The sequence below is a fragment of the Bacillus sp. UMB0728 genome, from assembly GCF_002858875.1.
GTDB lineage: Bacteria > Bacillota > Bacilli > Bacillales > Cytobacillaceae > Bacillus_AB > Bacillus_AB infantis.
In genome coordinates this window covers 511,160-534,757 of the sequence record NZ_PKLA01000003.1, presented here as the reverse complement: position 1 = coordinate 534,757, position 23,598 = coordinate 511,160, and the positions used below count along the sequence as shown (strand labels likewise).

Annotated in this window: 27 protein-coding genes and 1 other RNA gene; 22 read left to right on the top strand and 6 right to left on the bottom strand. The window is 46.7% G+C overall.

The features are described 5' to 3' along the window. Positions 1-176: 176 nt before the first annotated feature. The 4 genes from CYJ37_RS13730 (at position 177) to CYJ37_RS13715 (ending at position 6,074) form a co-directional block, all read left to right on the top strand. Positions 177-1,013, top strand: a complete 837-nt coding sequence (locus CYJ37_RS13730) for a lipoate--protein ligase family protein (protein WP_094767074.1) — start codon at positions 177-179, stop codon at positions 1,011-1,013. Positions 1,014-1,369: 356 nt separating this feature from the next. Further along, entirely contained in the window at positions 1,370-3,919 is a 2,550-nt protein-coding gene (locus tag CYJ37_RS13725) for a vitamin B12-dependent ribonucleotide reductase (RefSeq protein WP_094767075.1), read from the top strand. Positions 3,920-4,058: 139 nt separating this feature from the next. After that, on the top strand, positions 4,059-5,084 hold the full coding sequence (splB, locus tag CYJ37_RS13720; protein WP_009794932.1) for a spore photoproduct lyase: 1,026 nt from the start codon (positions 4,059-4,061) through the stop codon (positions 5,082-5,084). Between the two features lie 102 nt (positions 5,085-5,186). After that, positions 5,187-6,074 (top strand): patatin-like phospholipase family protein, encoded by an 888-nt coding sequence (locus CYJ37_RS13715; RefSeq protein ID WP_101550277.1) that lies wholly within the window; start codon positions 5,187-5,189, stop codon positions 6,072-6,074. A gap of 89 nt (positions 6,075-6,163) precedes the next feature. On the opposite strand, the gene CYJ37_RS13710 is transcribed toward CYJ37_RS13715, so the two are convergent. Together CYJ37_RS13710 and CYJ37_RS13705 are read right to left on the bottom strand one after the other, a co-directional pair. Then, a complete protein-coding gene (locus CYJ37_RS13710; RefSeq protein WP_009794934.1) occupies positions 6,164-6,544 on the bottom strand; it encodes an SA1362 family protein in 381 nt (126 codons plus the stop codon). Positions 6,545-6,591: 47 nt separating this feature from the next. Beyond that, positions 6,592-7,536 carry a DUF1385 domain-containing protein gene (locus tag CYJ37_RS13705; protein WP_101550275.1) on the bottom strand — a complete coding sequence of 315 codons (945 nt, stop codon included), beginning with the start codon at positions 7,534-7,536 and terminating at the stop codon, positions 6,592-6,594. Between the two features lie 247 nt (positions 7,537-7,783). Between CYJ37_RS13705 and CYJ37_RS13700 the strand changes: the two genes are divergently transcribed. From CYJ37_RS13700 to efp, 4 genes are all read left to right on the top strand, one after another. Further along, on the top strand, positions 7,784-8,299 hold the full coding sequence (locus CYJ37_RS13700) for a YqhR family membrane protein (protein WP_009794936.1): 516 nt from the start codon (positions 7,784-7,786) through the stop codon (positions 8,297-8,299). 78 nt (positions 8,300-8,377) lie between these two features. After that, positions 8,378-8,818: a type II 3-dehydroquinate dehydratase gene (gene aroQ, locus CYJ37_RS13695; protein ID WP_009794937.1), complete on the top strand. Its 441-nt coding sequence runs from the start codon at positions 8,378-8,380 to the stop codon at positions 8,816-8,818. Between the two features lies 1 nt (position 8,819). After that, entirely contained in the window at positions 8,820-9,881 is a 1,062-nt protein-coding gene (locus CYJ37_RS13690; protein ID WP_101550273.1) for a M24 family metallopeptidase, read from the top strand. Positions 9,882-9,905: 24 nt separating this feature from the next. Beyond that, a complete protein-coding gene (gene efp / locus CYJ37_RS13685; protein WP_009794939.1) occupies positions 9,906-10,463 on the top strand; it encodes an elongation factor P in 558 nt (185 codons plus the stop codon). Positions 10,464-10,526: 63 nt separating this feature from the next. On the opposite strand, the gene CYJ37_RS27295 is transcribed toward efp, so the two are convergent. Then, positions 10,527-10,688 carry a hypothetical protein gene (locus CYJ37_RS27295; protein ID WP_165352522.1) on the bottom strand — a complete coding sequence of 54 codons (162 nt, stop codon included), beginning with the start codon at positions 10,686-10,688 and terminating at the stop codon, positions 10,527-10,529. Between the two features lie 125 nt (positions 10,689-10,813). On the opposite strand from CYJ37_RS27295, the gene ssrS reads away from it, so the two are divergent. Then, a non-coding RNA gene (gene ssrS, locus CYJ37_RS13680) (6S RNA) lies at positions 10,814-10,996 on the top strand. Between the two features lie 41 nt (positions 10,997-11,037). On the opposite strand, the gene CYJ37_RS13675 is transcribed toward ssrS, so the two are convergent. Together CYJ37_RS13675 and CYJ37_RS13670 are read right to left on the bottom strand one after the other, a co-directional pair. Next, positions 11,038-11,703 (bottom strand): SIMPL domain-containing protein, encoded by a 666-nt coding sequence (locus CYJ37_RS13675; protein ID WP_165352521.1) that lies wholly within the window; start codon positions 11,701-11,703, stop codon positions 11,038-11,040. Positions 11,704-11,771: 68 nt separating this feature from the next. Further along, positions 11,772-12,497, bottom strand: coding sequence for a hypothetical protein (locus CYJ37_RS13670; protein ID WP_101550269.1), 726 nt, complete (start codon positions 12,495-12,497; stop codon positions 11,772-11,774). A gap of 188 nt (positions 12,498-12,685) precedes the next feature. On the opposite strand from CYJ37_RS13670, the gene spoIIIAA reads away from it, so the two are divergent. Genes spoIIIAA through CYJ37_RS13630 form a run of 8 tightly spaced genes read left to right on the top strand, consistent with a single transcriptional unit; the run spans position 12,686 to position 17,893 of the window. Beyond that, complete coding sequence (spoIIIAA, locus tag CYJ37_RS13665; RefSeq protein ID WP_022544178.1) at positions 12,686-13,615, top strand: stage III sporulation protein AA; 930 nt, start codon at positions 12,686-12,688, stop codon at positions 13,613-13,615. After that, positions 13,612-14,127: a stage III sporulation protein SpoIIIAB gene (spoIIIAB, locus tag CYJ37_RS13660; protein ID WP_009794944.1), complete on the top strand. Its 516-nt coding sequence runs from the start codon at positions 13,612-13,614 to the stop codon at positions 14,125-14,127. Before spoIIIAA ends, spoIIIAB begins: the two co-directional genes overlap by 4 nt. 56 nt (positions 14,128-14,183) lie before the next feature. Then, positions 14,184-14,390, top strand: coding sequence for a stage III sporulation protein AC (spoIIIAC, locus tag CYJ37_RS13655; protein ID WP_009794945.1), 207 nt, complete (start codon positions 14,184-14,186; stop codon positions 14,388-14,390). A gap of 14 nt (positions 14,391-14,404) precedes the next feature. Beyond that, positions 14,405-14,794 (top strand): stage III sporulation protein AD, encoded by a 390-nt coding sequence (gene spoIIIAD, locus CYJ37_RS13650; RefSeq protein WP_087944257.1) that lies wholly within the window; start codon positions 14,405-14,407, stop codon positions 14,792-14,794. 37 nt (positions 14,795-14,831) lie between these two features. Beyond that, positions 14,832-16,031 carry a stage III sporulation protein AE gene (gene spoIIIAE, locus CYJ37_RS13645; RefSeq protein ID WP_101550267.1) on the top strand — a complete coding sequence of 400 codons (1,200 nt, stop codon included), beginning with the start codon at positions 14,832-14,834 and terminating at the stop codon, positions 16,029-16,031. Positions 16,032-16,042: 11 nt separating this feature from the next. After that, on the top strand, positions 16,043-16,663 hold the full coding sequence (gene spoIIIAF / locus CYJ37_RS13640) for a stage III sporulation protein AF (RefSeq protein ID WP_101550265.1): 621 nt from the start codon (positions 16,043-16,045) through the stop codon (positions 16,661-16,663). Beyond that, positions 16,663-17,328: a stage III sporulation protein AG gene (gene spoIIIAG / locus CYJ37_RS13635; RefSeq protein WP_094767083.1), complete on the top strand. Its 666-nt coding sequence runs from the start codon at positions 16,663-16,665 to the stop codon at positions 17,326-17,328. The genes spoIIIAF and spoIIIAG overlap by 1 nt, the downstream gene beginning before the upstream one ends. A gap of 1 nt (position 17,329) precedes the next feature. Next, positions 17,330-17,893 (top strand): SpoIIIAH-like family protein, encoded by a 564-nt coding sequence (locus CYJ37_RS13630; protein ID WP_009794951.1) that lies wholly within the window; start codon positions 17,330-17,332, stop codon positions 17,891-17,893. 250 nt (positions 17,894-18,143) lie between these two features. Here CYJ37_RS13630 and CYJ37_RS28090 read toward each other — a convergent pair whose 3' ends face one another. Beyond that, positions 18,144-18,743 (bottom strand): methyl-accepting chemotaxis protein, encoded by a 600-nt coding sequence (locus tag CYJ37_RS28090; protein WP_404802209.1) that lies wholly within the window; start codon positions 18,741-18,743, stop codon positions 18,144-18,146. Positions 18,744-19,851: 1,108 nt separating this feature from the next. Here CYJ37_RS28090 and accB point away from each other — a divergent pair. The 5 genes from accB to xseA form a co-directional block, all read left to right on the top strand. Further along, positions 19,852-20,352 carry an acetyl-CoA carboxylase biotin carboxyl carrier protein gene (gene accB, locus CYJ37_RS13620; protein ID WP_101550262.1) on the top strand — a complete coding sequence of 167 codons (501 nt, stop codon included), beginning with the start codon at positions 19,852-19,854 and terminating at the stop codon, positions 20,350-20,352. Between the two features lie 12 nt (positions 20,353-20,364). Next, complete coding sequence (gene accC, locus CYJ37_RS13615) at positions 20,365-21,723, top strand: acetyl-CoA carboxylase biotin carboxylase subunit (RefSeq protein WP_009794955.1); 1,359 nt, start codon at positions 20,365-20,367, stop codon at positions 21,721-21,723. Between the two features lie 14 nt (positions 21,724-21,737). Continuing rightward, the gene (locus tag CYJ37_RS13610) at positions 21,738-22,142 is read left to right on the top strand and encodes an Asp23/Gls24 family envelope stress response protein (RefSeq protein ID WP_101550260.1); all 405 of its coding nucleotides are present in this window, start codon (positions 21,738-21,740) and stop codon (positions 22,140-22,142) included. 216 nt (positions 22,143-22,358) lie between these two features. After that, complete coding sequence (gene nusB, locus CYJ37_RS13605; protein ID WP_094767086.1) at positions 22,359-22,751, top strand: transcription antitermination factor NusB; 393 nt, start codon at positions 22,359-22,361, stop codon at positions 22,749-22,751. Between the two features lie 211 nt (positions 22,752-22,962). Further along, positions 22,963-23,598 (top strand): exodeoxyribonuclease VII large subunit (gene xseA, locus CYJ37_RS13600; protein ID WP_101550258.1); only part of this gene is annotated, 636 nt, incomplete at its 3' end.

Genomic DNA, 23,598 nt, shown 5'->3' with positions numbered 1-23,598 from the left:
TAAAGGAATTCCTGCAAAATTCACGTATTTCTCACGTTTTCGGATTTGCTGGAGACAAAGCGGGCGAGACGGTAAATTGAAATATTAGGCAAGGGCTGTTTGCTTTGTTTTTTCCGCCCATTTTGATAGACTAGAGAACATGTGCAAGACTCATAACATGAAAAAGAGGGTTACATATGCTAAAAGAAACTTGGAGATTTATTGATTCGGGATATGGTTCCCCATCTTTCAATATGGCTTTGGATGAGGCACTCCTCGAGTGGAACAGCGAGGGAAAGATCCCGCCTGTCATCCGCTTCTACGGATGGGAGCCGGCAACGCTTTCCATTGGCTATTTTCAAAAAGCGGAAAAGGAAATCGATATGGATGCAGTCAAAAAGCACGGGCTGGGGTTTGTCCGCCGTCCGACAGGCGGAAGGGGCGTCCTGCATGAACATGAGCTTACATACAGCGTCATCGTTTCAGAGGACCATCCTGAAATGCCGAAAACAGTCACAGAGGCCTACCGGGTGATTTCTGAAGGAATCCTTAAGGGATTCCACAATCTTGGAATGGATGCCTATTTTGCTGTTCCGAAGACAGCCGAGGAAAGGGAGTCGCTGAAGAACCCGCGTTCCTCCGTCTGCTTTGATGCACCAAGCTGGTATGAGCTTGTTGTTGAGGGAAGAAAGGTTGCCGGAAGCGCCCAGACAAGGCAGAAGGGTGTTATCCTCCAGCATGGATCCATCCTCCTCGACCTTGATGAAGATAAGCTTTTCAGCCTGTTCAAGTATCCGAATGACCGTGTGAAGGAAAGGATGCAGAGAGCGTTCAAAAGCAAAGCCGTTGCAATCAACGAGCTGAGCCGGGACAAAGTTACAATCGGGCAGGCCAAGGAAGCCTTCAGAAAGGGCTTTGAAGAAGGTCTTGACATTCATCTTGAACCTTATGAGCTTTCCGCCGAAGAAATGGAATATGTGAACAAAATTGCAAAAGACCGATATGAAAACGATGAATGGAACTTTAAAAGATAAAAAGCGGCCCTGTCGCTTTTTTTCTGTTTGATACAGAAATTGGCACACCCAGAATATGAATATTTTTCCAAGGGGTCCGCATATAAAACGCAAGCCCCGAAATTTGCCGAAAATAATCGTTTACTGTCATTAATCGGACAATATCTCTTCTTATCTCTGAAATCTAGTTTTTTCTGCGTTTGACAAAATCAAATTGATTTGACCTCCAATACAATATATAGTGGTGTCGAAAATATTTTATATACTATATATTGATTTTGAGGTTTTAGATATGATAACTTAAGGGTATTCAAAAAAACAAATAGAAGCTTGGCTTTCTATTATTAATAGAAAGATACATTGAAGGAGCTGTGTGTATGTCTGTCGTTCTAGGACAAAAAGCAAAAGTGAACATCGAACAATTAAACAAGGATATCCGCCTATTTCCCCAGGTGCATCCGATCACCCCTGATATGAAAATCACCCATAAAGGGGTTTCCCGTCTGGTCATGCTGGACCGCTATACTTTCAAGGATACAGAAAAGATTACTCTGGCGAACGGGGACTTCGTTGTCCTGACGGTCAAAGAAGATCCAAAATTCCCTGCCCGCGGCCTCGGCTTCATCCAGGAGATTGACTGGGAGAACAAGACAGCCAAAGTATTGGTGGAGGAAGAATTCCGCGGAGTACTGGATAATCCGGACGAACCGGTGATTACGAAATCGCTGGATGTGATTGAGAAGCCGCTTGAAATCTATTATGAGCAGATTGCAAAGCGCAATGCGACAGGCCTGGCAGCTGCAGAGGCAACAGAAGAGAAGCGCAAAGAATGGTTTGAGAAATTCTACCACGAGCTTGTGAGCCTGAACTTCATCCCTGCCGGAAGGGTGCTTTACGGTGCTGGCGCGGATACGGATGTTACTTACTTTAACTGCTATGTCATGCCGTTTGTACAGGATTCCCGGGAAGGGATTTCAGAGCATCGCAAGCAGGTAATGGAAATCATGAGCAGGGGCGGCGGCGTCGGAACAAACGGATCGACCTTAAGGCCGCGCAACACGCTGGCCCGCGGAGTGAACGGCAAATCTTCCGGTTCGGTTTCATGGCTTGATGATATTGCGAAACTGACTCATTTGGTTGAACAGGGCGGATCAAGGAGAGGTGCGCAAATGATCATGCTCACCGACTGGCATCCTGATATCATCGAATTCATCATCTCAAAAATGCAAAACCCGCGCATCCTCCGTTTCCTGCTGGAAAACACACAGGATGAAACAATCAAGCGCTATGCCAGTGAAAAGCTGAAGTTCACTCCGCTGACTGAGCAGGAGACCAATATGTATCAGGGAATCATCAACTATAAGCAAATCCCCGGTCTTGGCGGCTTCAGCGAGAAAATCATCAAGGATGCGGAAAATAAGCTTGCTGCCGGAGGCAATTATACTGTCCATAATCCTGAGTTCCTGACTGGCGCCAATATTTCCGTGTGCCTGACAAAGGATTTCATGGATGCCGTTGAAAAAGATGCAGAGTATGAGCTGCGCTTCCCTGATGTGGAGTCATATGATGCTGAAACGATGAAGATCTACAATGAAGAATGGCATAAAATCGGTGATGTCCGCGAATGGGAAAAGCTGGGCCACAAAGTGCGCACCTACCGCAAAATCAAGGCAAAAGAGCTTTGGAACCTGATCAATATCTGCGCAACTTATTCAGCGGAGCCAGGCATTTTCTTCATCGACAATGCGAATGATATGACAAATGCACAAGCCTACGGACAGAAGGTAGTAGCGACAAACCCTTGCGGAGAGCAGCCGCTGGCGCCTTACTCTGTCTGCAATCTCGCCGCTGTCAATCTTGCTGAAATGGCTGACAAGGAAAACAAAACGGTCGACTTTGAAAAGCTGGCCCGCACTGTTGAAGTTGGCGTCCGCATGCAGGATAACGTCATTGACGCGACACCATACTTCCTTGAAGAAAACAAAAAGCAGGCTCTGGGAGAGCGCCGTGTCGGACTTGGTGTAATGGGGCTGCATGATCTGCTGATTTACTGTGAAACAGAATACGGTTCAGAAAAAGGCAATGAACTGATCGACAAAGTATTTGAAACGATTGCTGTAACCGCATATAAAGCTTCAGTTGAGCTGGCAGGTGAAAAAGGCAGCTTCCCGTTCCTTACAGGGGCAACGGATGAAGAAACAAACAGGCTCCGCCAGAACTTCACAGAGACTGGATTTATGCAGAAAATGCCAGAAGATGTGAGACAGTCCATCCTTGAAAAAGGAATCCGCAATTCCCACCTGCTGACTGTAGCACCGACAGGATCCACAGGTACAATGGTCGGGGTGTCTACAGGGCTTGAGCCATACTTCTCCTTCTCTTATTTCAGGAGCGGCCGATTAGGGAAGTTCATTGAGGTGAAGGCAGATATCGTACAAGAGTATCTGGACCGCAACCCTGACGCAGATCCTGAGAACCTGCCGGAATGGTTTATTTCCGCTATGGAGCTTTCCCCTGAAGCGCATGCTGATGTTCAATGTGTCATCCAGCGCTGGATTGACAGTTCTATAAGCAAGACGGTCAATGCGCCGAAGGGCTATAGCGTTGAACAGGTGGAAGGTGTGTATGAACGCCTGTACCGCGGCGGAGCGAAAGGCGGAACAGTATATGTCGACGGTTCCCGCGACTCGCAGGTCCTTACGCTGAAAGCGGAAGAAAACACCTTCGATGAGGAAGAAACGAAAGAAGAAAAGCCGAAACAGCGTGTTGTGCTGGTTGACACAATCAGTGACCTCAGATCGACAGATGTAACCATCGGCTCTGAAGTAGGCAACACCTGCCCGGTATGCCGCCAAGGCAAGGTAAAAGAAATCGGCGGCTGCAATACCTGCACAAACTGTAATGCCCAATTGAAATGCGGCTTGTAAAATTTTCATAAACAGTAAAAAGAGGATGGAAAAATTTTTCCGTCCTCTTTTTTTTGGTTTTGCCCCAATAATGCTCATACTACAAAAAAGTGCCGGCGACATGCCTGAGCCAAGCAAACATAGAAACGGGGTTATAAAGATGAAACCATTCATGCCGCAGCTTGTGTATATAGAACCGAAAGCGCTTGAATATCCTTTGGGAAAGGAGCTGAAGGAGAAATTTGAGGAGCTAGGAATCGAAATCCGCGAAACCACTTCCCACAACCAGGTGCGCGGCATCCCGGGGAATAATGAGCTTCAGCAGTACCGGAATGCAAAATCGACACTCGTAGTAGGCATCAGGAGGACGCTCAAATTCGATACGTCCAAACCGTCAGCCGAGTATGCCATCCCGCTTGCAACAGGATGCATGGGGCATTGCCATTACTGCTATCTGCAGACAACCCTTGGGAGCAAGCCGTATATCCGCACATATGTAAACCTTGAGGATATCTTTGCTCAGGCTGAAAAATATATGGAGGAGCGGGCGCCTGAAGTCACCCGATTTGAAGCTGCCTGTACCTCGGATATTGTAGGGCTTGACCATTTGACGCACTCATTGAAAAAGACGATTGAATTCATCGGGGGGACAGAGTATGGAAGACTCCGCTTTGTGACTAAGTACCACCATGTCGACCATCTGCTTGATGCCAAGCATAACGGCAAGACAAGGTTCCGCTTCAGCGTCAATTCACGATATGTAATCAAGAATTTTGAACCGGGCACCTCCACTTTCGATGAACGGCTCGAAGCGGCCAGGAAGGTTGCAGGGGCGGGATACCCTTTAGGTTTTATCGTGGCGCCAATCTATCTTCATGAAAACTGGAAAGAAGGATATTATGAGCTTTTTGAAAGGCTGAAGCAGTCGCTGGATGGCATAGAGCTTAAAGATCTTACTTTTGAACTTATTCAGCACCGTTTCACTAAGCCTGCCAAGAAGGTCATAGAAAAACGCTATCCGAAAACAAAGCTTGAAATGGATGAAGAAAAGCGGAAATATAAGTGGGGCCGCTACGGAATAGGAAAATATGTATACCAGAACGATGAAGCAAAGGAAATGGAAGAAACCATCCGAAGTTATGTCCATTCCTTTTTTCCGGAAGCAGAAGTCCAGTATTTTACGTAACCTGATATTTTATCCTGAATAATTAATTTGTCCGCCGTACTATTTTTGCAGCTGCCCGATTAAAGATGTATCAAGCAGGTATCATCGACGGGGGTGGCTTGCATGTATATAGACGGCGTTTTTTCGGGCGGCGGCATTAAAGGCTTTGCGCTGATCGGTGCTTTGGAGGTCATTGAGCAGAAAGGATTCCGCTTTGAAAGGGTGGCCGGCACGAGCGCGGGCTCGATTGTTGCCGGACTGTCTGCTGCAGGATACACAAGCAGCGAAATGTTCGATCTGATGAATGAACTTGACTTGAAAAAGCTGCTGGATGCCAGGAGGACGCTGCTTCCATTTTCGGCAGCTAAGTGGCTGCTCTTGTATTGGCGACTTGGATTGTACAAGGGAAACGAGCTGGAAAGGTGGATTGCAGAAAAGCTCGCTGCAAGGGGGATCCGTACATTTGGCGACCTCGCACCACAGAAGCTTAGAGTCATTGCATCAGATCTGACCAACGGCCGGCTTGTCGTCTTACCGGATGATTTAATGAGCTACGGGGTCGACCCTGGCCGATTCTCCGTAGCGAAGGCTATCCGGATGAGCTGCAGCCTGCCTTATTTTTTTGAACCGGTCAAACTGAAGTCTTTTGAAGGAGAAACAAGTCTCTTAGTCGATGGGGGAGTGCTGAGCAATTTTCCGATGTGGCTCTTTGACAAGGAAAATGTCAAAAAGCTCCGGCCAGTACTTGGGATCAAGCTGAGCCATGATGTCTTGAACAGGGAGAAAAATAAAATCAATAATGCGATCCAGCTCTATGAGGCGCTCTTTGAGACAATGAAGGATGCCCATGATGCACGCTATATTTCCCGGAAGCATGCAAAGAATATCATTTTTGTTCCGACAGAGGGCATCGTTTCTACAGAATTTGGCCTTACCGCTGAAAGAAAAGAAGAGCTGCTGGAGCTCGGGAGGCGGTCAGCGAGGAAGTTTTTTTCTCAATGGACCTATTGAGGGAATTAAAAAGCACTGCCCCATATTGGCAGTGCTTCCGCTGGCCGGCCATTTACAGCCAGCAGGAGTAATACTAATCTGCCCGGGCATCAAAGGGAGGCCCGGTTCTTTTTTTTGCCTTTTTTTCCGTCAATGACGGTTAAATGAGATGGAGACTTGCGGGCTTTTGTTTTCCTTAAGGATGTGAGCGAACCGACACTTGCCTTCCTGGTGCTGGCAGGTTCTTTCTGATATTTCCTTTTGGATTTCTTAGCTGCTTTAACAAATGCCTGCTGCTCTTTTTTCATAGGGCCAGCTTTGTAGAAACGGCGAAACAGAAAGTATACGGCAGCACCAATGAGGGCCATTACGGCTATACTCTGCAAAAAACCGGCAGGGTCGTTTACCAATCTGCCTGTTATTCCGATTATTGCGAGGCCAATGAGGCCGGCAACAATGTACAATGAAGTCCGGTTATTCAAAAAAGCCACCTCCCTATGAGCATGATGAGCATTTTCACTTGCTTTTAAACTATATTTTATACAATTTCTTCTGTTTTATTAGCGTCCTCGGTTTCCTTTTCCTTTTTTAGCAGTTCGTTAAACGAAAGAATGGCAACTTCTGTCTGTTTATCATCCGGTTCTTTGGTCGTCAGGAGCTGAAGCCAGAGTCCGGGAAGGCCGAGCCATTTCAGAACAGGCACATGCCTGACCTTATTCGTCAGCTGCAGGACCTCAAAGGAGATTCCGAGAACGACTGGAATCAGGGCAAGGCGGTTTAAAATCCTGACCCAAAGCGGATCGGTCGGCACAAACATATAAATGAAGACGCCGACAATGACGGTGAAGAGGATAAAGCTGCTGCCGCAGCGATAATGGAGCCTGGACTGCGCCTGCACATTTTCGACCGTCAGCTCCTTGCCGTTTTCAAAAGCATTTATTACTTTATGCTCTGCACCATGGTACTGAAACACCCGCCTGATGATCGGGGTCAATGAAACGAAATAAATATAGCCAAGCAGAAGGATGAGCTTGAAAAATCCTTCTACCAATACCTGGGAGAAATCGCTCGAAAAAATCGGCTTTGTCAAGGCCGCCAGGAATACCGGAACAAGGGTGAAGATAAATTTCCCGAACAGGAATGAAATGACCCCTATGGCTGCCACGCCGAGCCACATGGTCAGCTTGGATGGCTCCTGTTCTTTTAAGGTATGATCCTCGCTTGGATCAAGATCAAATCTCTCTGTTGAGAAATTCAAGTGCTTCGAACCGTTCGCACTTGCTTCAATAATGGCTGCTATCCCTCTAAGGAAAGGGATTTTCTTGATCGTCCGGAGAGACGGATTGGACTTTCTCGGCAGATGGAAGAATTCAATAGATTCATCCTTCCTTCTGACTGCTGTGACATAATGATGCTTGCCGCCGAACATGACGCCTTCAACTACCGCCTGGCCGCCATAAACGGGCTTTTGGTCTTTAGACATATATGTAACACCAACCTATTGTGTACTGGGCCGAAACAGCATATTGAAAAAAGTGGATCGTGCCTGAAAGGCACTTTTTGCATAAGCTGAATGTACCTATATTTATTCTACTAAAAAACGGATAAAACCTCTAGAGCGGAGCGAAAGTAAGATTATTTCAGCCTCGCAGCCGATGAACCTTCAATTTTTGGTTTTGATGTAATTGAAAAAATAACCATGGGCATACTAAAGCAATGGAGGTGGAAAAATGAAGGAAGAACATGCAAAGCTTGAACAAAATCAGAGGGAAAAGCCGATGTCCTTCATGGCTATGGTCATCATCACTGGATTTGTCGGGGGAGTGCTTTGGAGCGGGCTGGCTTATCTGGCTTACGTCTTTAACCTGACTGAAATCCATCCAAGGGTTATCCTGGAGCCATGGGCTATAGGCGGATGGAAGAAGACGTGGCTTGGGACGGTCATTTCGCTTGTATTCATAGGGATTGTCTCCATCGGGGCAGCCATCATCTATTATGCCCTGCTTAGAAAGATCAAAAGCATCTTTGCGGGGGCAGCCTACGGAATTGCGCTTTTCCTGCTGGTCTTTTTTGTACTGAATCCCATTTTTCCAGGCATCAGCCCGCTGAGGGATCTGGATAAAAATACAATCATTGCCTCTGTCTGTTTTTATATTCTTTATGGAGTATTCGTCGGCTTCTCTATTTCTTATGAAGAAAATGAAATCAGGTTCAGGGAAGATAAGGAAAAAGAAACTGCAACATAATATGGTTTCGGTGTGCTGCCGATTTCAATTGTGATAGAATGTTCTTATGGACATTCTTTTTTTCACGGGAGCCTATTTATGAAAAAAATACTACTATTAAACGGGCCGAACCTGAATATGCTGGGCAAGCGGGAGCCCGGTATTTATGGGGAGACCACACTGAAGCAGCTGGAAGAGCGGATTGCAGAGCTGGCCCGCGAATATGGGGCAGAACTAGAAGCCTGCCAGTCCAATCATGAAGGGGCGCTCATCGATAAACTTTATGAAGCGAATGAGGCTGAGTTCGATGGCGTGATCTTTAATCCCGGAGCCTTCACACATTACAGCTACAGCCTTCGGGACTGCATAGCAGGCATAAGCGTGCCTGTCATTGAAGTACATATATCGAATATCCACGCCCGGGAGCCCTTCCGCCATGTATCTGTCACCGCAGCGGTTACGGCGGGGCAGGTCGTCGGCCTGGGGCTCAAGGGATATGAGCTGGCATTATCCGCACTACTGGAAAAGGGGAGAAATTAGGATGGAGAAATTAGAGAAGCTTCGCGCTGCATTTGGACAGCATTCAATCGATGGGATGCTGGTTACAAGCAATTATAACAGAAGATATTTAACCGGTTTCACCGGTTCTGCTGGAGTGGTGCTGATCAGCGGGGAAAAAGCACAGTTCATCACAGATTTCCGCTATGTCGAACAGGCCGGGAAGCAGTGTGAAGGCTTTGAAATCGTTCAGCATTCAGGCAATATCGTCGAAGAGGCGGCCAGGCAGGCGAGGAATCTGGGGATCCAGAAGCTTGGCTTTGAGCAGGATCATGTATCATTTGCTTCCTTCAAAGCCTATGAAGCAGCAGCAGAAGCAGAGCTTGTTCCGGTAAGCGGGGCAATTGAAAAGTTACGCTTGATTAAGACGGAGTCAGAGATTAAGATATTAAAGGAAGCTGCGAGCATTGCCGATAAGGCATATACTCATATTCTGGACTATATACGCCCCGGCAGGACAGAGCTGGAGGTTTCGAATGAACTGGAATTCTTTATGAGAAAAGCAGGTGCAGCCTCTTCTTCTTTTGACATCATTGTTGCATCCGGATATAGATCTGCCCTTCCGCACGGAGTGGCAAGCGATAAGGTAATTGAAAAAGGGGATATGGTTACACTTGATTTCGGCGCCTATTATAATGGCTATGTATCCGACATTACCCGCACCCTTGCTGTGGGTGAGCCGGACAGCAAGCTGAAGGATATCTATCATATAGTCCTTGAAGCTCAGCTTAAGGGTCTTGAAGGCATCAAACCGGGCATTTCCGGAAAAGAAGCAGACGCCCTGACCCGCGACCACATCAGCAGCAAAGGCTATGGAGAGTATTTCGGGCATTCGACAGGACATGGAATCGGTCTTGAGGTCCACGAGGGTCCTGGGCTTGCATCCAGATCTGACGTCATCCTTGAAGAGGGGATGGTCGTCACAGTCGAACCTGGCATCTACATCCCTGGCCTTGGCGGTGTGCGCATTGAAGATGATACAATCATTACAAAGGACCATAACGAAAAGCTCACTCATTCAACTAAAGAACTAATCATTCTGTAATTGCATATTAGGAGGACATAACACATGATTTCTGTAAATGATTTTCGTACAGGATTGACAATCGAAGTAGATAACGGCATTTGGAGAGTAATGGATTTTCAGCATGTTAAGCCAGGAAAAGGCGCAGCGTTTGTTCGTTCAAAGCTCCGCAACCTGCGCACCGGCGCTATCCAGGAAAAAACCTTCCGTGCCGGCGAGAAGGTAGGCAAGGCGCAGATTGATAACCGCAGAATGCAATACTTATACGCAAGCGGCGATCAGCACGTATTCATGGACAACGAATCTTACGAGCAAATTGAACTGCCTGAAAACTCTATTGAGTATGAGCTGAAGTTCCTTAAAGAAAATATGGAAGTCCAGATCATGATGTATCAGGGAGAAACGCTTGGTGTTGAACTTCCAAACACTGTTGAGCTTGAAGTGACAGAAACTGAGCCTGGAATCAAAGGTGATACTGCTTCTGGCGGAACCAAGCCTGCTACACTTGAAACCGGCCTGATTGTTCAGGTTCCTTTCTTCATCAACCAGGGAGATGTCCTGATCATCAACACAACTGAAAGCTCTTATGTGTCCAGAGCCTAATCGGTGAAAAAAAGGAATACCCGCGTGGCATTATGCCAGCGGGTATTTTTTTGATTTAAACTGTTAAAGCTTCCTTCCGGTCGTTCCCGGAGATTGATCGGTATTTCCGGGATTATTATATTCCGGGTCAGAGGATGCCGGTTTGCTGTTGCTTTTTGTTCCGCCAAGATATTGGTCGGGATCCTGCTGCTCTTTTAAAAATTTTTCGTGATTTTCATTTACCATTCGGTAGCCACCCCTTCGGTACTCTTTTTGCCGCACTCTTTTTAGTATGCGCTTTTAAAATCATGCTTATGAAAAAATGGCTTAAAGCTATTGCCTTTATAGAAATGTTATTGTAATATAATTAATACAAGCTGCGTTGTTCGTTTGTATATGAAGTTTCAACCTTTATGTAGTAATAGGGAGCCCTAAATCGGAATCAGGACGGCATGCCTCTATACAGAGGACACCCGGAAAGAATTCCTGCGGACACCCACCTGTTGGAGCAGGTTTGAAACTCCATATAAATCGGCGGCAACTGCGGCCCTTAAAATGTTATCCCAAAGCAATGGCCAATCGGCTGTTGCTTTTTTTAATATACAAAGTCTGCTGTAACATAGGCAGTAACTTCCATAGTGCCAGGTTCTATTGAAGTACCAGCGGCCGCGCTTTTTACAAACATGCCGGCTTCCCCTGGTATTGGCTGGCCGGGGGCAATGATTCCTTCAGTGACTGCTGCTGGTGTTTTAACCAGCTGTACATGAAGGGTCTTTGCAATAACAGAAGCCTTTTCATAGGCATCTATGACCGCGAGTGACAGAGCCTGCTTCTGAGGCTTTGATTCATCGGCTAAAAGCCTGACGGAAGAAATGATATTCGCTCCGTTTTCTGCAGCGGTATCCAATACTCGGCCGGCAGCTTCCACAGGTGAAACAATCACCCTTAATAAATGCTCTGCCTTATACCCTCTGAAAATCTGTTTCCCATCCTGAAAATCGTATTGCGGAAAAACGGAATAGTTGCTTGTCTGTATACTTTCTTCCGGCAGTCCAATCCTGATTAAAGCGTCCTGAATCCTGGAGATCGTCTGGGCCGCTTCCGCCTGTGCCTCAGCCAGGGAACTGCTCTCGGCCGAAACGCCAAAGATGGTCTCCGCTTTACTTGGCTTTACTTCGACGGTTCCCTTTCCTGTGACCCTGATGGTGTTCCGGCCCTGCTTCTGGAGGGGCTGCCCTGAAATGCCTTGATTTTTATACATATACTGTCCTCCCCCTAATCCTTCTTGCTTTAATTTATTGGTTTCCGGCCGGCAGCAGAACAAAATCATCAGCTAAAATACTTTCTGATTTTGCCTGCCAGCTCCTCCTTCTTTTCCTCAAGGTGTCTGAAACGATGTCCATTTGCCCCGGAGGGATGGGGAAATCCAGATAAACAGAGTTCAGGTTTGATCAGCCCGCTGTTTATCCATCCTTCCAATATGCTGTCAGCCGCCTTGCCGAGGGGGATGATCAAGGGAGAATCCAGCGGCTGTATATCCGTTCTGAATGTTTCTTCTGCATAGCTCAGCAGAAACGGGCTCCGGCTTAATTCCGGGTCATGGCCTGTGTAGTTATTTCCTTTATTGAAAACAGGATATTTTACAAGTGAGGATGTATGAAGGATAGAATCATCATCATGAAAGAGTTTCATGGAGTAATCGATGCCAAGGCACTCGGCCAGGCCAATGCTGTCCAGCATTTCCGCCAGATTTTTTCTCATGGGTCCTGAAAAGCGTCCTTCTGCTTTCACCCTCTTCAGCATCTCTGAGTCAGGAACCTTTCCAATCAAATGCCTTGCGAGTGTGATGCTTTTGTTCATTTGCGCCCATCCAGGCGTAATGCCAAGTATCAACACTTGAGCTCTGCTATTCACATATTCATTATGGGGCGAGTAATAGATCTGGAGAGCACCATATTTTTCAATCAGCAATCCCGGATGCAGCAGGTCTTCTTTTGTATATGTTTCTTTTAAAGGAAGCTTCTTAATTTCCTCTTTATACCTGGTAAACAGCATATCCCTCTCCTTTCCCTGTCATTATTCATGATACCCATATTCTCTGCATGATAAAGAATCTTTTTCCTTTGTTTCTATCCGAAAAACCATTTATGGAAAAGGGACAAATATTGTCATATTGCTCCTGGAACGACATACATTTCTTAGTAGCGAAAATAAAAGACAGTAAAGCTATAAGGAGGATTTTTGTGGAAACAGTTGCAGCCTTTTTGCCAAAAAATTTATCAGACAAGCTGAAAAATGTCCCTCCTGAAATGATGGAGCATCTGGAGGAAATCAGGATTCGGATCGGCAGGCCGCTTGAAGTGACAGCCAAAGGCATTCCCTGCTTCCTGCCCTATACAGTCGGAGCCGAAGATGCCGTCCACTTAATGAATAAAATCAGCCATTTTTCAATCTACACTTTGGAAGAGGAACTTAAGAGGGGCTATATCACAATAGAAGGCGGACACCGGGTGGGGCTTGCCGGGAAAGTTATTCTGGATGGAGGGAAAGTCAAGGCCATCCGTGATATCTCTTCCTTCAATATCAGGGTGGCAAGAGAGAAGATCGGGACAGCAGACAGGCTGATACCCTATTTATATAGCAGCGGCTGGCTCCACACTATGGTAGTCGGCCCGCCCCAGACAGGCAAGACCACACTGCTGAGGGATATTGCCCGGATTGTCTCCTCTGGTGCAGCGAATCCAGCTATTGCGGCACAGAAGGCCGGCATAGTGGACGAGCGGTCTGAGATTGCCGGAAGTGTCAGCGGCATTCCCCAGATGACCTTTGGGCCAAGAGTGGATGTCCTTGATGCCTGCCCGAAGGCGGAAGGGATGATGATGATGATCCGTTCCATGAGCCCGGATGTCCTGCTCGTTGATGAAATCGGCAGGCAGGAGGATGGGGAGGCCATCATGGAGGCTGTCCATGCGGGAATCAAGCTGATGATGACAACCCATGGACGTTCATGGGAGGAAATAAAGAACAGACCGACATTAAAGCAGATTCTTGAAAGCGGAATTTTTGAAAGATATGTGATTTTGGACCGGACAGGCGGCCCCGGAAATATTGCATCAATTCTGGACAAGTCAGGCAGGGAAATCCATCGGGAAGCGGCGGTGAACCTGGCATGATGAAGATCATCGGCGCCTGTTTCATCATCTTAGCCACTACATGGGCAGGATTTGAGGCATCAAAACATTTGAATGAGAGACCGCGCCAGCTGCGGCAGCTTAAGTCAGCGCTTCAATCGCTGGAAGCGGAAATCATGTACGGGCATACACCGCTCCACGAAGCGGCAAGAAGGCTGGCTGCCCAGCTTTCAAAGCCGCTGTCCTGGTTTTTTGAATCTTTTTCAAAGAAGCTTACAGATTCGGAAACAACCGTCAGGGCAGCCTGGGAAGAAAGCCTGAAAGAGGTGTGGAAGCTGACGGCCTTCAAGCAGGGAGAATTTGAGATCATGAAGCAGTTCGGGGAGACCCTCGGCCGCCATGACCGGTTTTCCCAGCAGAAACAAATCATGCTGGCACTCTCTCATCTGGAAAGGGAAGAAGCCGATGCTTATGAAAAACAGGCAAAATACGAACGAATGGTAAAAAGCCTTGGCTTCCTGTCAGGTCTCCTGTTGATCATTCTATTGATTTAAACCAGGGCTCGCACACGATGCAAGGAATATTTAAGCAGCGTATAGGAGGAGAAATGATGGGATTAGAGGTTGATATTATTTTTAAAATTGCCGGAGTAGGGATCGTAGTCGCCTTTTTGCACACCATTTTGGACCAGGTCGGAAAGAAAGAGTACGCACAGTGGGTCACTTTATTCGGCTTTATCTATATCTTGTTTATGGTTGCCTCGATTGTGGACGACCTCTTTCAAAAAATTAAGTCGGTATTTTTATTTCAAGGATAAGGGAGGGCTCAGCGATTGAGATCTTTCAAATAGCAGGCATCTCGCTGGTTGCAACCTTCCTTGCACTCGTCGTAAAAGAGCAGAAGCCCAACTTTGCTTTTCTGCTCGTTGTCTTTACCGGATGCAGCATTTTCCTGTTTCTCGTTGACCAGATTTATGCCATCATCCATATGCTTGAAAAGATTGCAGTAAATGCCAAAGTGAATCTTGTCTATGTAGAAACGATCCTCAAAATCATCGGGATCGCTTATATAGCGGAATTTGCGGCCCAGATTACGAAGGATGCAGGACAGGGTGCAATTGCCTCGAAAATTGAGCTCGGCGGCAAAATACTGATTCTGGCGATGGCCATCCCGATCCTGACTGTCCTGATTGAATCGATCATTCAGCTGATACCAAGTTAAAGTCACAGCAATCAGTTTTTTTAAATGAGGTGAATAGATGAAGCAGCGGCTGCCGTTTATTTTTCTAGTATTATTTCTCGCCACCTTCTGTGTGATGCCAGATGTACAAGCCTCCGGGGAAAACGAAGGAGAGAACGGGCCAAAGGGAGCTGAGGCGCTGGTTGAAGCCCAGCTTGAAACCCTTGAGCTTGATGAGCTGAAAGGTTTCTGGGAAAAAGTTTCAAATGAATATGGCGGCTTTTTGCCGGAAAGCCAGAAAGGCAGTTTATATGAATTTATTAAGGGAGATAAAGAATTCTCCCTGAAGGAATGGATGCTCGGGGGGCTGAAGTTTCTCTTTCATGAGTTTCTCGTAAATGGAAAGCTTCTTGGCTCTCTCATCATCCTGACGGTCTTCAGCATGTTTCTGCAGTCCCTTCAGAATTCTTTTGAAAAGAGCTCTGTCAGCAAAGCCGCTTATTCCATCATCTTTATGGTTCTGGTGATCATCGCACTGAACAGCTTCCGGGTTGCGGTTGATTACAGCATCGAAGCCATCAGCACAATGACCTCTTTCATCCTGGCGCTCGTACCGCTCCTTTTGGCTCTGATCGCTTCGTCTGGCGGGCTGGTGTCGGCTGCATTTTTCCATCCTGTCATACTGTTTTTGATGAATATCAGCGGATTGTTCATCCAATATGCTGTGCTGCCCCTTCTATTTCTTTCAGCGGTACTCAGCATCGTGAGTGTCCTTTCAGAAAATTACAAGGTGACGCAGCTTGCCAATCTTCTGCGGAACTGGAGCATAGGCCTTCTGGGATTGTTCGTGACCATTTTCCTTGGGGTCATCTCAGTCCAGGGAGCTTCTGCCGCAATTACGGACGGCGTGACCTTGAGGACCGCGAAATTCATCACAGGAAATTTCATCCCCGTCATCGGAAGGATGTTCACAGATGCCACAGATACAGTCATCAGTGCATCAGTGCTCTTGAAAAATACAGTGGGGATCGCGGGAGTCGCGATTCTGCTGATTATCGCAGCGTTTCCGGCAATCAAGATTCTTATGATTGCTTTTATATATAAATTTGCAGCAGCTGTCCTCCAGCCGCTCGGCGGGGGCCCGGTCATCGCCTGCCTCGACATCATCAGCAAGAGCGTCATCTACGTATTTGCGGCACTCGCCCTTGTGTCTCTTATGTTTTTCTTAAGCATAACCGTCATAATCGCTGCAGGAAATCTGACCATGATGATGAGATAGGGGTGACCGATATGGAGTTCATAAAAGAGTGGGTTACAAACATCATATTATTTGTTCTGCTGGCGACTGTTGTGGACATGCTCCTGCCGAATTCAAGCCTGCAGAAGTATACGAAGATGGTGACCGGTCTGCTTCTGATCACCATCATCCTGTCCCCGGTCCTCAAGCTGTTCACCCAGGATTTTGAAGAAGCCATTGGAAAAATAAATATCACTGAAACAGCGGAAGATCATAATATGGAAAATTTAATAGAAATGAAGAAAAAAGAAATACAAGCTTCAACCAGTGCATATATTTTAGAAGAAATGGCTGTCCAATTGAAAACGGACGCAGAAAAGGAGCTGATGGAACAGTACGGATTGGAAATTAGTGATGTAAGTCTAGTCGTGGATGAAAATAATCAGAGTGCCTTCCCTGAGAATCTGGAGAAGGTCAGCATCCAGCTAAAGCAGCAGGTTCCTGAAGAAAAAGCAGTCGAAGTGGTCTCCATGGTAGAAATCAATACGAACCAACCCTTTCCATCAAGCGCAGAAACAGATGAATCAAACGATATCGCTTCACTTCTTGCTCAAAAATGGAATATCAAGGAAGAATCTATCGAGGTCATGATAGAAGGGGGGAACAAGGATTAATGGACAATGAAAAGGGGCCGCTGGCTTGGATAAAGAAACACCTGATGGGAAGCGGTGAAAATAAGAAGCAGGGAAAATATCAATATTTGCTGATCGCCCTATTGTTCGGGGCAGCGATCATGCTCATCAGCAGCTCCTTTTTCAAGGAGGAAGAAGCTGGCGGGGTGCTTCCGGCTTTCAGCAGCCAGGAAGGGAAGGAAGCTGAAGATGTCCCGGCCTTTGGCCAAAAGAAGACAGGCGGGAACGGGTCTATCACTGATTATGAAAAAGCGTATGAAGCCCAGTTGAAGGAAGCGCTCGATTCCATAATTGGTGTCGATGATGTCACGGTTGTTGTCAATGTGGATGCAACTGAGAAGAAGGTATTGGAAAAGAACTCCACAACCAAGTCCCAAACGACCGATGAAACCGATCGGGAGGGAGGTAAAAGGAAAGTGGAGGATTTGTCCAAGGAAGACCAGCTGGTGATTATCAGAGATGGAGAAAAAGAGGTTCCGATAGTGGTGGAAACGAAAAAACCTGTTATACGGGGAGTACTCGTCGTCGCTAAAGGGGCCGATAACATACAAGTAAAAAAGTGGATCATTGAGGCTGTAACGCGGTCGCTGGATGTCCCAAGCCACCGTGTAGCTGTAATGCCAAAAAAATCTAAGGGGGAATCCTGAAATGCTATTGAAAAAACAAACAGTCTGGCTTTTAACAATGCTAAGTTTAGTCGTCGTGCTCTCTGTCTACTACATTACTACTCCTGAACAAAAAAGCAATGATCTGGCCGCAGTCGAGGAAAAGGCAAATGAAGAAACCGCAGGTGCAGAAGAGTCATCTGCTGAAGAAACTGCTTCTGAAGATGGCGAAACAGTCATCTCCGGTGTTTCCAGCGATGAAATGTTCGAAACGCTCCGCATGCAGATGGAAGATGAGCGCAGCCGGATGGAAGAGGAACTCACCAATGTCATGGCCTCCACAGATCTTTCCGCTGAAGAACGAAACGAAGCGAAGGAAAAAATCGACCAGCTTAGAGATGTTGCACAGAAAGAAATCCTTCTTGAAACAGTCATTAAAGCCATGGACTATGAAGACGTCCTTGTAAGGGCAGACGGAGAAAAAGTCCGCATTACCATCAAATCAAAAGAACACTCGCCAACAGCTGCAAACGAAATCATCCAAATGGTAAAAGGCGAAATCCCGCAGCTGCAGGTAGCATCAGTAGAATTTGAACCTGGGAAATAGAAAAGCGGAGGGCGCTCGTTCAGCCCCGACAAGCTTAAGACGAGCAGAGCGGAAGGTTGTTCTTTAACCTTCTGATCTGATTGGCTGAAGACTCGAGGGGCTAGCTCCCGGAGCTGGACAAATAGAAAAGCGGAGGGCGCTCGTTCAGCCCCACTCTTGCAGATATGCTGAAAAGAGGCAGTGCATCACTGAATGCACTGCCTCTTTAATGTTTGATGCACACTAGGATAATAAATCTGCCGGGTTTCACTTACTTTTTCTGAAACTCCACCAGATCCTCCAGTGAATGATGAGCCTTTTTTATCGACGAGAAGATGTCTTCGTTTTGTTTTGCCTGCTCTCCGACAGAAGCAGAAAGCTCCTCGAGTGAAGCGCTTGCCTGCTCGATCACAGAGCTGAATTCTGTGACTGCATTCCCGATTGAATGGGAGGATTCCTTGATTTGCCTTGTCATGGAGCTGTAGCTGGCAATATCCTCTTTCAGCCTGATGAAGGCTGTGAAGATTTCCTCAAACGCCTGCTGGGTGTCCGAAGTGAGCGTCAGGTTGCCGGTAATGGTTTTTCCTGCAGCTCCCAGGTCTTCTTTTGCTGCCTCTGTCTCCGAAATAACCTCCTGCAGATTTTCAGAAATCATGATGGCCGTTTTCCTTGTCAGGTCGGCGAGCTTTCTGACTTCATCTGCCACTACTGCGAATCCCTTCCCGCGTTCTCCTGCTCTGGCAGCCTCAATAGATGCATTCAATGCAAGCATATTTGTTTGAGATGCTATCTCCTGGATTGAATCGGTAAACGCAGAGGTATCCTGTATCCGCAGTGAGAGGCTGCTCATCTTCGCTATCGCGTTCTGCATTTCCTTATAAGAAACGCCCATTTCTTCCGCCAATCTGCCGACCAGGGCATCGCCTGTCCGGGTGATCAGCTCGGCTGAAGCCGCATCCTGATGGAGCTTTTCTGACAGCAGGGTGGTGTCTTCTGCCTGTTTGTTTGCGACTGACAGGGATTGGTTAATTCCCATGATTGCCTCAGACTGGGTCTGCATTCCGGCGGAAACCTCGGCAATAGATCGGGACATGCTGTATGCAGCTTCAAAATTTTTGCCGCTTCTCTCTTTCACCTGTTCAATCATTTCAGAAATATCAGCTGTGCCCTTGTCTATGGCCCTCCTGATTTCCTGATCGGTTTTCAGGAGCTGTGCTGTCTTTTCCTGAGAAAGAACTATGTTCTCGGCAAGCTTGCGCGATATAGAAAATTGAAATGAAAGGAGTACCGTTACTAAAAGGTAAAGCAGATAAATTGTCACATAATTTTTCATTTCCAATGGAAGGGCGCCATGATGAAGTGCTGCAAAAGCTGTAATGAGTGTGTTTCCAAGAAAAAATGCCAGCCAGAGCAAGAGTGTATCCATATAGATGGCTGCTGCGGCAATGATGAAGTATGCGAGGAAAAAAGCTGTTGGCGAGACACTGTTTTCCATGATGATGAACATGACGGCGGTAATCAGGATCATGCTTGTATACGGAACAATATGAATGGCAGATGGAATGCGGTGGAGCAACCAAACAATGCAGAGGCCAATGCCCCCGGCAATCAGAATGGCAAGGATGACAGCCAGTTCCTTTTTCATTATAATATCTACAGCAGCCGCTAAGATAACGCTTACAAAAGCCGATTTAACAATCAGTGAATTTTTTCGGGCCAAATCTTCCCTTTTTATGCTCTCAAGCTTGTCCATTATGGTGTCCTCCGTCGAAATAAGTCTAATGCTGTAAGGTTTCGCTGTGCACAGGCATATTTCCTTTGAGGAATTTCACAAAAATTGAAAAAAACATTAAAATAGAAGGGCAGGATGCAAAAAGGTCCTGCTGCTTGAAAGAAGCCGGTTGAACTTTGGTGTGGTCTTATCGTATGATATTAGTATCTAGTCATAATTTTATTTAGGACAAGGGGTGCCGAATGGTATGTTAAAAGTACAAGAAATACGCGAGCTGATTAAGCTTGTTGATCAGTCTACTATCGATGAATTTGAATATGAGCACGAAGGATCTAAAATTAAAATGAAGAAAAGCGCGGCTGCAGAGGCTGCTGTTGTCCAGCCTGCGGCAGTGCAAAGGCCCATTGAGGTGCCTGTCCAGCAGCCTGCAGTTCCTGCGGCTTCTATTCAGGAAACAGCTCCGGCTGCCGTCCAGGAAGCTCCAAAGGAAACTGTACAGGAGGCAGACTTACATAAAATCACCTCACCTATGGTAGGGACTTTCTATGCTTCACCATCGCCTGATGCCGATGTATATGTTAAATCAGGTTCAAAGGTATCAAAGGATTCTGTTGTCTGCATCGTTGAAGCCATGAAGCTGTTCAACGAAATCGAAGCAGAAGTGAATGGGGAAATTGTGGAAATACTGGTGAAAGACGGCCAGCTGGTCGAATACGGACAGCCATTATTTTTGGTGAAGCCTGAGTAAGGAGAGCTTTCGATGATAAAAAAATTATTAATTGCAAACAGAGGGGAAATTGCGGTACGGATCATCCGTGCCTGCAAGGAAATGGAAATAGAATCTGTTGCTGTCTATTCGGAAGCTGATAAAGAAGCATTGCATGTACAATTGGCGGATGAAGCATACTGCATCGGCCCGACAGCCTCCAAAGACAGCTATCTTAACTTTACGAATATCATTAGTGTTGCTAAACTGACAGGGTGTGATGCCATCCATCCCGGCTATGGGTTCCTGGCGGAAAATGCTGCTTTTGCAGAACTGTGCCGCGAATGCAACATCATCTTTGTAGGCCCGACTCCCGAAGCCATCAATAAAATGGGCACGAAGGATATTGCCCGTGAAACAATGAGGGAAGCGGGAGTGCCGATTGTCCCTGGTTCACAGGGTGTCGTAAAGGACGTGGATGACGCCAAGGCACTGGCCGAAAAGATTGATTATCCCGTCATCATAAAGGCGACGGCCGGCGGAGGGGGCAAAGGCATCCGTGTAGCCCGCACCGAGGAAGAACTGGTAAAGGGAATCAATATCACCCAGCAGGAGGCCCTTACTGCTTTTGGAAATCCTGGCGTTTACATTGAAAAATATATTGAAGATTTCCGCCATGTGGAAATTCAGGTGCTTGCTGATAACTATGGCAATACACTTCATTTGGGCGAGAGGGACTGTTCGATTCAAAGAAGGCTTCAAAAACTCCTTGAAGAGACGCCATCTCCCGCTCTTGACGGAGAAATCCGCGAAGAAATGGGGGCTGCCGCTGTTAAAGCTGCAAAAGCGGTTGATTATACAGGCGCCGGCACTGTAGAATTTATATATGACTATCAGAACCGAAAGTTCTATTTCATGGAAATGAACACAAGGATACAGGTAGAGCATCCTGTCACAGAAATGGTGACGGGGGTCGATCTGATCAAAGAACAGATCAAGGTTGCATCCGGAGAAAAGCTTGCCCTTCGCCAGGATGAAGTTACTTTTAATGGCTGGGCGATCGAATGCAGGATCAATGCGGAAAACCCGGAGAAGAACTTCATGCCTTCAGCCGGGAGGATCAGTATGTACCTTCCTCCAGGAGGCCTTGGCGTCCGGGTCGATTCTGCAGCTTATCCGGGCTATATGATTCCGCCTTATTATGACAGCATGATTGCAAAGGTCATTACCTATGGCAGCAGCCGGGAAGAAGCCATTTCCCGCATGAAGAGGGCTTTAAGCGAATTTGTGGTCGAAGGTGTACACACGACCATTCCATTCCATCTTAAGCTGCTCAGCCACGAGAAATTTGTGGAAGGACAGTTCAATACCAAGTTCCTTGAGTTGTACGAAGTGATGAAGTCTGAAGATTAACCGGAGGTGCTGTAATGAGCGAGAACATTTTGGAAATGAGCCAGGGGAATACTGGGCATGGAAAAGTAGAAATAGCTCCTGAAGTCATTGAAGTGATTGCAGGGATCGCTGCCTCTGAGGTAGAAGGGGTTGCACAGATGCGCGGCAATTTCGCCTCAGGAGTCGTCGAGCGTTTAGGCAAGAAAAATCATGGTAAAGGCGTCAAGGTTGAATTGACTGAGGAAGGCATCAGGGTAGAGGTGTACTGCCTGATGAAATTTGGCATCTCAATCCCCGCCGTCGCCCAGGAAATCCAGGATAATATCCGCCAGGCCCTGTTGAACATGACTGCTCTTGAAGCACAGGAAATCAATATTCATGTGGTGGGCATCTTATTTGAAAACCAGAAGCTTGAGCCTGAAATTGAACAGGAAATCTGATCAGAAGAGCCAAAGACAGCTAATGTCTTTGGCTCTTTCCATTACTGGACCTGCAGAAGGATATGGAACTTTCTTGCAGATAGTATTAAAAAACACCTATGAATATAAGGCATAATGGCAAAAATATTGATGAACACAGTGCGAACCCGCTTTAGTTATGCTATTATCTTCTTATGTTATTTGGACAAAGATGCCTAAAAGGAGTTAAAGAATATAATGAAAAGAAGAACAGCGAGAGAAAAAGCATTACAGGCCCTGTTTCAGATTGATGTGAGCCAGGCAGACCCTTCGGAAGCCATCGACCATGTGCTTGAGGGAGAAGAAGGGGACGAATATCTGACACTTCTGGTAACCGGTGTACTTGAAAATAAAGAGGAAATTGACAGTCTGATCAAGCAGTATCTTGAAAAATGGAAGCTGGAACGCCTTGCAACAGTTGATCGAAATCTTCTCCGCCAAGGAGTCTATGAGCTGAAATACAGCAAAGAGGTCCCGGCCAATGTTGTCATTGATGAGGCGATTGAAATTGCGAAGATATTTGGCGATGACAATTCCAGCCGTTTCATCAACGGTGTCCTCTCGAAAGTGAAGGATAGCCTGGAGTCTTAAGCGTCCTGCCTGTCCCGGCCGGACCAAAAGCATTCATTGCCCTGTCTCTATCCAGTTTAAATGTGCGATATGCCTGTTTTAGCCGTTTTGGCGTGACGGATGGCCTTATTTAAACTTATAATAGGGAAGGGCTTTTTACGCTGTTTAGATTATTGTACAGAACAAACAGCAAATGGCATGTGGATACCCAGCCCTTTAAAAGGAGTATGCTATGAAGGAACAGCGTTATCTGACCGTAGGCGCTCTAACTCTATACATAAAAAGAAAATTTGACCATGACCCGCATTTGCAGGAGATATTTGTCAAAGGCGAAATCTCTAATTTTAAGAGGCATTCGAGCGGACATATGTATTTCACGCTGAAGGATGAGAAATCCCGGATCCTGGCAGTCATGTTTTCCCGTTCTGCACGTTCAGTGAAGTTTGAGCCTGAGAACGGGATGAAGGTGCTGATCAGCGGTGAGATCTCTGTCTATGAGCCGAGCGGACAATATCAGATTTATGTCAAGCAGATGCAGCCGGATGGAGTAGGGGATCTTTTCCTGGCCTTTGAGCAGCTGAAGGAAAGGCTCCAGAAAGAGGGGCTGTTTGCTTCAGAACGCAAAAGGCCCATCCCGAAATTCCCGAAAACTGTTGGAGTGATAACGTCCCCGACAGGAGCTGCAGTAAGAGATATCATCACAACAATCAAAAGGCGCTTCCCGATCGCCAATATATTGATTTATCCGGCACTTGTACAGGGTGCCCAGGCAGCTCCTTCTGTTGCTGGCGCCATTGAACTTGCAAACCGGCAGGCCGAGGCTGATGTCCTGATCGTCGGGCGCGGCGGAGGATCGATCGAAGAGCTA

What these genes read in the sequence shown, in the direction of transcription:
- accC (WP_009794955.1), top strand. Translation starts at nt 20,365, where the DNA reads ATGATAAAAAAATTATTAATTGCAAACAGAGGGGAAATTGCGGTACGG.
- CYJ37_RS13675 (WP_165352521.1), bottom strand. Translation starts at nt 11,703, where the DNA reads ATGTATAAAAATCAAGGCATTTCAGGGCAGCCCCTCCAGAAGCAGGGC.
- spoIIIAC (WP_009794945.1), top strand. Translation starts at nt 14,184, where the DNA reads ATGGGATTAGAGGTTGATATTATTTTTAAAATTGCCGGAGTAGGGATC.
- CYJ37_RS27295 (WP_165352522.1), bottom strand. Translation starts at nt 10,688, where the DNA reads ATGGTAAATGAAAATCACGAAAAATTTTTAAAAGAGCAGCAGGATCCC.
- spoIIIAF (WP_101550265.1), top strand. Translation starts at nt 16,043, where the DNA reads ATGGAGTTCATAAAAGAGTGGGTTACAAACATCATATTATTTGTTCTG.
- spoIIIAE (WP_101550267.1), top strand. Translation starts at nt 14,832, where the DNA reads ATGAAGCAGCGGCTGCCGTTTATTTTTCTAGTATTATTTCTCGCCACC.
- CYJ37_RS13700 (WP_009794936.1), top strand. Translation starts at nt 7,784, where the DNA reads ATGAAGGAAGAACATGCAAAGCTTGAACAAAATCAGAGGGAAAAGCCG.
- CYJ37_RS13715 (WP_101550277.1), top strand. Translation starts at nt 5,187, where the DNA reads ATGTATATAGACGGCGTTTTTTCGGGCGGCGGCATTAAAGGCTTTGCG.
- CYJ37_RS13630 (WP_009794951.1), top strand. Translation starts at nt 17,330, where the DNA reads ATGCTATTGAAAAAACAAACAGTCTGGCTTTTAACAATGCTAAGTTTA.
- nusB (WP_094767086.1), top strand. Translation starts at nt 22,359, where the DNA reads ATGAAAAGAAGAACAGCGAGAGAAAAAGCATTACAGGCCCTGTTTCAG.
- CYJ37_RS13725 (WP_094767075.1), top strand. Translation starts at nt 1,370, where the DNA reads ATGTCTGTCGTTCTAGGACAAAAAGCAAAAGTGAACATCGAACAATTA.
- CYJ37_RS28090 (WP_404802209.1), bottom strand. Translation starts at nt 18,743, where the DNA reads ATGCAGAACGCGATAGCGAAGATGAGCAGCCTCTCACTGCGGATACAG.
- CYJ37_RS13670 (WP_101550269.1), bottom strand. Translation starts at nt 12,497, where the DNA reads ATGCTGTTTACCAGGTATAAAGAGGAAATTAAGAAGCTTCCTTTAAAA.
- CYJ37_RS13730 (WP_094767074.1), top strand. Translation starts at nt 177, where the DNA reads ATGCTAAAAGAAACTTGGAGATTTATTGATTCGGGATATGGTTCCCCA.
- efp (WP_009794939.1), top strand. Translation starts at nt 9,906, where the DNA reads ATGATTTCTGTAAATGATTTTCGTACAGGATTGACAATCGAAGTAGAT.
- spoIIIAB (WP_009794944.1), top strand. Translation starts at nt 13,612, where the DNA reads ATGATGAAGATCATCGGCGCCTGTTTCATCATCTTAGCCACTACATGG.
- CYJ37_RS13690 (WP_101550273.1), top strand. Translation starts at nt 8,820, where the DNA reads ATGGAGAAATTAGAGAAGCTTCGCGCTGCATTTGGACAGCATTCAATC.
- CYJ37_RS13705 (WP_101550275.1), bottom strand. Translation starts at nt 7,536, where the DNA reads ATGTCTAAAGACCAAAAGCCCGTTTATGGCGGCCAGGCGGTAGTTGAA.
- spoIIIAG (WP_094767083.1), top strand. Translation starts at nt 16,663, where the DNA reads ATGGACAATGAAAAGGGGCCGCTGGCTTGGATAAAGAAACACCTGATG.
- aroQ (WP_009794937.1), top strand. Translation starts at nt 8,378, where the DNA reads ATGAAAAAAATACTACTATTAAACGGGCCGAACCTGAATATGCTGGGC.
- accB (WP_101550262.1), top strand. Translation starts at nt 19,852, where the DNA reads ATGTTAAAAGTACAAGAAATACGCGAGCTGATTAAGCTTGTTGATCAG.
- CYJ37_RS13610 (WP_101550260.1), top strand. Translation starts at nt 21,738, where the DNA reads ATGAGCGAGAACATTTTGGAAATGAGCCAGGGGAATACTGGGCATGGA.
- splB (WP_009794932.1), top strand. Translation starts at nt 4,059, where the DNA reads ATGAAACCATTCATGCCGCAGCTTGTGTATATAGAACCGAAAGCGCTT.